Source organism: Streptomyces pseudogriseolus (genome assembly GCA_002154585.1).
GTDB classification, from domain to species: Bacteria; Actinomycetota; Actinomycetes; order Streptomycetales; family Streptomycetaceae; genus Streptomyces; species Streptomyces pseudogriseolus.
Window position 1 is genome coordinate 1 of sequence record MUNG01000104.1, and the last position, 7725, is coordinate 7725.

General features: G+C 72.0%; 7 protein-coding genes. 1 reads left to right on the plus strand and 6 read right to left on the minus strand.

Features of this window, described 5'->3' with window-relative positions:
• Together CCN29_RS10980 and CCN29_RS10985 are read right to left on the minus strand one after the other, a co-directional pair.
• On the minus strand, positions 1-862 hold an 862-nt coding region (locus CCN29_RS10980), incomplete at its 3' end, for a carbohydrate ABC transporter permease (RefSeq protein ID WP_086681270.1).
• Complete coding sequence (locus CCN29_RS10985) at positions 859-2169, minus strand: extracellular solute-binding protein (protein ID WP_086681272.1); 1311 nt, start codon at positions 2167-2169, stop codon at positions 859-861. The genes CCN29_RS10980 and CCN29_RS10985, both read right to left, overlap by 4 nt.
• Before the next feature lie 428 nt (positions 2170-2597).
• Between CCN29_RS10985 and CCN29_RS10990 the strand changes: the two genes are divergently transcribed.
• Positions 2598-3608: a LacI family DNA-binding transcriptional regulator gene (locus CCN29_RS10990; RefSeq protein ID WP_031019134.1), complete on the plus strand. Its 1011-nt coding sequence runs from the start codon at positions 2598-2600 to the stop codon at positions 3606-3608.
• A gap of 43 nt (positions 3609-3651) precedes the next feature.
• On the opposite strand, the gene CCN29_RS10995 is transcribed toward CCN29_RS10990, so the two are convergent.
• From CCN29_RS10995 to CCN29_RS11010, 4 genes are all read right to left on the minus strand, one after another.
• Positions 3652-4749 carry a MerR family transcriptional regulator gene (locus tag CCN29_RS10995; protein WP_086681273.1) on the minus strand — a complete coding sequence of 366 codons (1098 nt, stop codon included), beginning with the start codon at positions 4747-4749 and terminating at the stop codon, positions 3652-3654.
• A 93-nt stretch (positions 4750-4842) separates the two neighbouring features.
• Complete coding sequence (locus CCN29_RS11000; RefSeq protein ID WP_006130989.1) at positions 4843-5142, minus strand: hypothetical protein; 300 nt, start codon at positions 5140-5142, stop codon at positions 4843-4845.
• A 13-nt stretch (positions 5143-5155) separates the two neighbouring features.
• On the minus strand, positions 5156-6145 hold the full coding sequence (locus CCN29_RS11005) for a pirin family protein (protein ID WP_086681275.1): 990 nt from the start codon (positions 6143-6145) through the stop codon (positions 5156-5158).
• A gap of 167 nt (positions 6146-6312) precedes the next feature.
• Positions 6313-7503 carry an MFS transporter gene (locus CCN29_RS11010; protein ID WP_031019138.1) on the minus strand — a complete coding sequence of 397 codons (1191 nt, stop codon included), beginning with the start codon at positions 7501-7503 and terminating at the stop codon, positions 6313-6315.
• Between the last annotated feature and the right edge of the window lie 222 nt (positions 7504-7725).

The following is a 7725-nucleotide window of genomic DNA, read 5'->3' on the forward strand; positions in this document are numbered from 1 at the left end:
GGCGGCGCAGCAGCAGGGCGAGGGCGAGGCCCACGAGGACCAGGATGACCGCGATGGCGCTGGCGGGTCCCATGAGGCTGGCCTGGAAGCCCCGCTTGTACATGTCCAGTGCGAGGACCCGGGTGGCGTCGCCGGGGCCGCCCTCGGTCAGGACGAAGATGAGGTCGAAGAAGGTCAGCGACCCGACGACCATCAGGGTGGACGAGGTGATGATCGTGTACTTCAGCTGGGGCAGCGTGATGCTGAAGAACTGCCTGACGCGTCCGGCGCCGTCCAGCTCGGCCGCTTCGTAGAGCGACTTGGGGATCTGCTGGACCCCGCCCTGGTAGATCAGCGAGTGGAAGGGGACGAACTGCCAGGAGACGACGAAGACGACGACGCCGAACGCGAGTCCGGGCTGCCCCAGCCAGTCCTGGCTGAGCGCCTCGACGTTCAGCCCGGCGCCCATCCCGAAGTTCGGGTCCAGCAGCGCCTTGTAGGCGATGGCGATGGCGGCGGAGCTGAGCATCAGCGGGACGAAGTAGACGACGCCCAGCACCGCCCGGTACCGCTGGCGGCCGGCGAGGAACGTGCCGAGCAGGATGCTGAGGGGCGTCTGCACGGCCCAGGACACGGCCATCACCAGGAACGTCACCCAGAGGGCGTGCGGCAGCCCGGGGTCGGTGAGCACCGCGCGCCAGCTGGTCAGCCCGGTGGCGCGGATGGAGCCGATGCCGTCCCAGGTGGTGAAGCTCAGCGCGAAGACGCCGACCAGCGGTACGACGGCGAAGCCGGCGAACAGCAGCAGCGCCGGCGTCGCCAGCCAGGGCAGGATGCTGCGCGGCGGGCGGCGGCCGCTCCGCTCGGCGGTGAGCGTGCTCATGCGGCGGTGACCGAGTTGAGGTTGGTGGCGAACTGCTGCGGTGAGACGGACAGCTGGAAGAGCTTGACGATGTTGTCGAGCAGGGTGTCGGCGGCGGTGGGGCTGAGCGCCTGGTCCCAGGACTGCACGAACACCTTGGCCTTGCTGGCGATGTCGTAGGTGAACTGGAGGAACTCGGCGTTGTCGGAGGCGGCCAGCAGCTTCTCCGTGCCCAGCCGGATCGGCACCGACCCGTTGCCGATCCACGCCTTCACCTCCTCCTCCTGGAGGACACCGGTGGCGAAGTACTCCTTGGCGGTCTTCTTCTGCTCGGCGCTCGCCTTCGAGGAGATGGACAGGTACTGGGCGGGGTTGCCGACGGTGTCGCTCAGGTCGCCCTTGCCGCCCTCGACGGCCGGGAAGGTCATGAAGCCGAGCGAGCCGCTGGACACGAAGTCCCCGCCGTCGGCCTGCTGGATGCCGTACGACCAGGCGCCGTGCAGCATCATCGCGGCCTTGCCGGTGTAGAGCAGCGCCTGGTCGGCGTTGGAGTCCGCGGTGATCGAGGAGAAGCCCTTCACGAACCCGTCGGCCTTGACGAGGTCCTGGAGTGCGGTCAGCGCCTTGATGGCGTCCGGGTGGGACCAGGCGTTCTTCTCGCCCTCGATGGCGGCCTGGAAGACCTCGGGCCCGCCGATGCGGTCGAACAGGAACTCCAGCCACATCATGTTGGTCCACCGGGACTGGCCGCCGAGGGCGAAGGGCGCGATGCCCTTGGCGTTGAACCTCGGGACCAGCGCCATGATGTCGTCCCAGGTCTCGGGCGGCTCCACGCCGACCTGGTCGAAGACCTTGCGGTTGTAGTAGAGGATGATCGGCTGGACCGTCTCGCACGGCATCGCGTAGATCTTGCCGTCGACGGTCGCCGCGCCGAACGAGGACGGGAACAGTCCCTTTCTGACGTCGGGGTTCTCGTCGAACCACGAGGTGAGGTCCTCGACCTGGCCGGCTTCCGCGTAGGCGCGCAGGGTGCCGCCGCCCCAGCCCCAGATGAGGGTGGGCGCCTGCCCCGCGCCGATGGCGGTCTTGATCTTCGTCTTGTAGGCGTCGTTCTCGAAGGTCGTGTCCTCGATGGTGCTGTCCGGGTGGGCCTTGTTGAAGGCGTCGACGGCGCCGGCCCTGACGCCTTCCTGCGGCTGTCCGTTGAGGTACCAGTAGGTGGCGGACCCGCTCTTGCCGGGGCCCGAGGAGCCGCCGCAGGCGGCGAGCGCCGCGGAGACGGGCACGGCGGCCGCCAGGCCGAGAAGGGTACGTCGGGAGAGCGCCATGATTTTCTCCGCACTCGAGAGCCGTCGGGCTTCTCGCAAGTCGTGGAAAGGTTTTCGAAAATCACTTCGTCTTGCTCTGTTCGAGCAAGCTAGGTTTCGGCCTGAGGCGATGTCAAGATGCGTGCACGGGCAGCGTGATGCGGGCATCTTCCTCGGAAGATCAGGGACTTGATCGACGCGACAGGGTCCGGCAGCCGCTTCGAAAGAGTTTCGAAAGGGTGCCGTAAAGGGCGTTGATGACGCAGCGGCTCCGGGCTGTCACACTGTCGGTGCGGTCCTGGCCGGGCCGTCGGAACCGGCGCCTCCGTGCCGGCCGGGCGTTCCCGGCGGCCGGCCGGCGTCGACCGGTACGGTGGACCGCGTCCGTCCGGGTGACCGGCCGGACCGGCGGGTCACCACGCCGGTGTCCCTACAGCGGAGAGGAACCGATGCGACCGAACGCCCGGCGCACCACCTTGGCGGACATCGCCCAAGCGGCCGGTGTCTCCGTCGCCACCGTGTCCAAGGTGGTCAACGGCCGTGGCGACGTGGCGCCGCACACCCGCGTCCGCGTGCAGGAACTGCTGCACCGGCACGACTACCTGGCCCCGGTGTTCCGTCACACCGAGGCCGTCGAGAGCCCGACGATCGAGGTGCAGTTCAAGGGCAGCCTCAAGTCGTACGTCGCGGAGACGCTGGAGGGCATCGTCGACGCGGCCGCCGAGTCGGGCGCGGCGGTGGTGGTGAGCAAGGCGTCCGGCGCCCCGCACTGGGCACGGGACCTGGTGTCGGCGGGACGCCGCGCCGTCATCGCGGTCACCAGCGTCCACACCGCGGCGCATCTGAAGGAACTCGCCCGCTCGGGGCTGCCGTTGGTGGTCCTCGACCCCCTGCACCTGCCGGACAGCCGGGTGCACAGCGTCGGCGCGACCAACTTCGCCGGCGGGCTGTCCGCGACCCGGCACCTGCTGTCCCTCGGCCACCGCCGCATCGCCTACCTCGGCGGCCCGGCCGAGGCCATCTGCAACCAGGCCCGTATGCACGGCTACCGTGCCGCCATGGAAGCCGAGGGCGCCCCGGTGCCGGACGGGTACGTACGGCCCGGGGAGTTCACGTACGAGACGGGCCTGGCCGGGGCCGCGGAGCTGCTGGGCCTCGACCGGCCGCCCACGGCGGTGTTCGCGGGCAACGACGAGATCGCCCTCGGCGTCGTCGAGGCCGCCCGCGCCCGGGGTCTGCGCGTCCCCGAGGAGCTGAGCGTGGTCGGTTTCGACGACACGAGTCTCGCCCGGATGGCCTCGCCGCCCCTCACCACCGTGCGCCAGCCGCTGCGCGAGATGGGGGCCGCCGCGCTGCGCACGGCACTGCGGCTGGCGAGCGGCGAGAAGGCGGAGTCCCATCACATCGAGCTGGCCACGGAGTTGGTCGTACGGGCGTCGACGGCGCCGCCGCCGTCCTGACCACGCCGGCGCCGGACACCCCGCGCGGCGGCTCCCGGCCAGGTCAGGCGATGAGCAGCCGCAGTCCGAGGTCGGCGGAGGCGAGGGCGGTGAGGTCGCCGTTGCGGGCGGCCCAGCGGCCGGAGGCGAGGTCGTCCCCGAGGTGCCGGACCGCGCGCCGCTCGGCGTGCGGCCCGACCCTCGTCCATACCGACATCGCACGCCGCACGGGCTCCCGCAGATACGCCTCCGGCCGCCGCCAGTACGCCTCGAAGAGTCCGTCCGCGCAGTCCCACGGGACGGGCACCGGCTCGGTGCGGGCGCCGATCGCGTCGGCCATCCCGGCGAGCGAGGGGAAGCCGTCGAGCACGTCGGCGAACTCGGGCAGGTAGTCACGGGTGAGCCAGAACCGGTCCTGCCATCCGGGTTCGTCGGTGTCGAAGGTCAGCACGACGACACGGCGGGCGACGCGCCGCATCTCGCGGAGCCCCGCCAGCGGGTCCTTCCAGTGGTGCACGGTGGACATGGCCATCGCCGCGTCGAAGGACCCGTCCGCGAACGGCAGACTTTCGGCTGCGGCGGCCACGCACCGCGCCGAACCCGCGGGACGCTGCCCCCGCATGACCGCCGACGGCTCCACCGCCGTCACATCACGGCCGACGGGCTCGTAGGAGCCGGTGCCGGCCCCGACGTTCACGACCGTCCGCGCGTCACCGAGGGCGTCCCAGATCCGCGTGGCGATCCGCGGATCCGTGCGCCGGGTGGCGGTGTAGGCGCCGCCGATCACGTCGTACAGCCGTGCCCCGAGCATCTCCAGCTGCTGCTCCGGCGTCACCCTCAACCCCCTCCCCCGTGCGGCGAGTTCCCTGTCGATGGCGGCGACCGTCGCGTCGACGCGGTCACGCCGCTCCAGCAGCAGTCCGCGCAGCCGGCGCAGGTGGGCGACGGCGTCGGCGGCCGGGTCCCCGACCAGTTCCGCGATCTCGCGCAGCCCGAAGCCCAGGCGCCGGTACGCCAGTATCTCGCGCAGCCGCTGCACGTCGTCCGCCGAGTACGCCCGGTACCCGGCCGCCGTGCGGGCGGACGGCCGGACGAGCCCGATGTCGTCGTAGTGATGCAACGTGCGGACGCTCACCCCGGCCAGCTCGGCGACGCGTCCCACGGTCCAGTGCTCCTCCACGGCACCGACTGTGCCGTCTCACGCCGCGTGAGGGTCAAGAGGGTTCTCCGGCCGCCGCGGCGACGCCCGCCCGTGTCACGCGCGAGGCCGGTCGAGACCCCGGTGGGCGGCCCACAGCCTCCCCGCCTTGCCCGCCGCTTCGGCGACCAGAGCCGCCAGGGCCGGTTCGTCGGGGACGGGGAAGGAGACGTACGCGCCGCGACCGCCGTCGACCGGCCGTCCGTACGCCTTCACGGCGAGGTGACCGTCCGGGAGAAGCCGGACGTTGAGCGTGGTCAGCCGGAACTCCTGACCGCGCCGCGTGTCCGTCCAGCGGAGCTCTTCGGGAATCGTGACGTTGATCGCCAGAGCACTCACTTCGAGGTCGCCGCTCATGCCACGGATCCTCTCACCTCGGCCTGCCCCGCGGCTTCAGCGGTGCGTTGGGCAGTCCGGGCGCCGGCAGCGCGTCCCCGTCGTAGCCCCGTACCTCGCCGAAGCGCTCCCCCGTGCCCGACTCCAGCTCCGTCATCCAGTCGCCCCGGGCCCGGACGATGTCCTCGTGGGTGCGGCCGATGAAGTTCCACCACATGATGATCTCCTCGCCGAACGGCGGGCCGCCGAGGAGGATCAGACGGGCCGGGGCCGCGCCCCGGTTGCTGAGGGTGAGGGAGGTGCGGCCCGGGGCCGTGTAACCGAGGGCGGCCCGTTCCACCGGCGTGTCCTCGGCGAGGACGTCGCCCGTGTCGACGAGCACCCCGTGTTCGAAGGCGGGGTCGACGTCCAGCACCAGCCGCGCGCCCGGGGAGACCGTGAGTTCCGCGCCCAGCAGCGGGGTGAAGGTGCGGACCGGTGACGTGACGCCCGCGAGCGTGCCGAGGAAGACGCGGGCCTCGCCGCCGTTCAGGGCGACCGGGTGCGGCACATGGTGCTGGAAGTCCCGTTCCGTGCCGCGGTGTTCGTCCGGCAGGGCCACCCACAGCTGGACGCCGTGCAGCACCGTGGTGTCCGGGGTCGAGACCTCCGAGTGGGCGATGCCGTGACCGCCGGTCATCAGGTTCAGCTCGCCGGGGCGGACATAGGCGTGGCTGCCGAGGCTGTCGCGGTGCTCGATCTCCCCGCTGAACAGCCAGCTCACCGTCTGGAGTCCCGTGTGCGGATGCGGGGGGACACGCATGCCGCCGGTGCCGGCGACGTCGTCGGGGCCGTAGTGGTCGGCGAAGCACCAGGCGCCGATGAGCGACCGGGCGCGCTGCGGCAGGGTGCGCCGTACCCGCATCGCGCGCGGGCCGCCGAGCGGCACGTCACGGGCCGTGAGGATCTCGACGTCCGCCGGGCGGTCCGCCTCGGCCTCGCCGCCGCACCTCATCTCCGCCGGTCGTGTCTCCGTGTTGCTCATGCCGGGTGCCTCCCACCGAGGACGTTCGACTGCCAAGGAAGTTCGATATTCAACATTCTCGCCACCCCGACTATAGGACGTCATGCGTCACCCTGCCCGCGGAAGGGCCCCTCCGGCCGGAAACGCGCCGCGCCGGTCACGCCTCGGCCGGAAACACCCCTCGCCTCTCACGCCTCGGCCGGCACCGGCCTGCGCAGCAGATAGCCCGCCGCCGGGATCACCAGCGCCGCCATGCAGGCGATGAACACCAGTCCCGCGTTCTCCAGGCCCAGCGGCTCCGTGAGCAGGCCCACGCCGATGACCGGGACCGAGATGCCGGTGTACGCCACGACGAACAGCGACGAGATCACCGCCGCACGCTGGTCCGGCGGGGACGCCCGGCCCACCGCGGCGAGCGCCCCGCGGAACGCCAGCCCCTGGCCCACACCGCCGACGAGTGCGCTCGGCACCACCAGCGCCAGCGTGTCCCAGTGCAGGGCGCCCGCCAGCAGGGCGAGGCCCGCGAGCAGCCCCGCGCAGCCCAGGGGCAGGGACCGGCCCACCCCCACCCGGCCGACCGCGGTCTGCCCGGCGATCGACGCGAAGAACGCCGTCGCGACGACCACGCCGCTCACGGCGTGGTCGGTCACGTGGAGATACCGGGCGAGGAAGGCGGGGCTGACGGAGGTGAACACCCCGAACAGGGCGAAGCCCACGAACGCGGCCGTCGCCGCCGGTCCGAACACCGCCCGCACGTGCGGAGGCACGCCGGGGCGCTGCGGCCGTACGGTGCGCAGCGGGCGCAGGTCCCCTACGGTCTCCGGCAGCCACAGCAGCACCGCCGCCGAGCAGGCGACCAGGGTCAGGTGGACGGCGTACGGCAGATGGAGCGGCCAGGGGGCGTACTCGGCGAGGATCCCGGCGAGCAGGGGTCCGCAGCCGAGGCCGCCCATGTTGACGGCCGTGGCGACGAACGTGGCGCGGGAGGCCCGGCCGGGCGGAGCCGACTCCATGACGTACGCTGTGGCGGCTCCGGTGAACAGGCCGGCCGACAGGCCCGACAGGAGCCGTCCGGCGTACAGCCAGGCGATGCCGGTGGCCAGCAGGAAGCAGACGGCGCTCGCGCCCGCGCAGACCAGGCCCCACAGCAGGACAGGGCGCCTGCCGACGGCGTCGGAGGCGTTGCCCACGAGCAGCAGGGCGCCGATGACCGCGAAGGCGTACACGGCGTACACCACGGTGACCGTCAGCTCGGAGAAGCCGAACTTCTGCTGGTAGAGCGGGTACAGCGGGGTCGGCAGCGTCGTGCCGGTCATGCACACCGCGAACACGGCGCCGCCGAGCAGGCACGCGCGCCATCCGAGCCGGTCACCGGTCATGCCCCCGACGCTAGTCGCGGTGTGGCCGCGCGCCGCCTCAGTACGCCAACGGCGTGACTCCGCGGACGCCTGCGGAAGAGCGCCGACGGGGCACAATTTTGCAGAGCATGCATTTTTGCATAGCATGCACATCATGACGGGGAAGGACGCCGCGGGCGGCGGTCTGCGGGAGCGCAAGAAGCGCGCCACACGCGCCGCGCTCGCGGAGGCGGCGGTGCGGCT

Excerpts from the sequence above, each read along its gene's own strand:
- CCN29_RS10985 (WP_086681272.1), bottom strand. The coding sequence starts at position 2,169 with ATGGCGCTCTCCCGACGTACCCTTCTCGGCCTGGCGGCCGCCGTGCCC.
- CCN29_RS10990 (WP_031019134.1), top strand. The coding sequence starts at position 2,598 with ATGCGACCGAACGCCCGGCGCACCACCTTGGCGGACATCGCCCAAGCG.
- CCN29_RS11010 (WP_031019138.1), bottom strand. The coding sequence starts at position 7,503 with ATGACCGGTGACCGGCTCGGATGGCGCGCGTGCCTGCTCGGCGGCGCC.
- CCN29_RS11000 (WP_006130989.1), bottom strand. The coding sequence starts at position 5,142 with ATGAGCGGCGACCTCGAAGTGAGTGCTCTGGCGATCAACGTCACGATT.
- CCN29_RS11005 (WP_086681275.1), bottom strand. The coding sequence starts at position 6,145 with ATGAGCAACACGGAGACACGACCGGCGGAGATGAGGTGCGGCGGCGAG.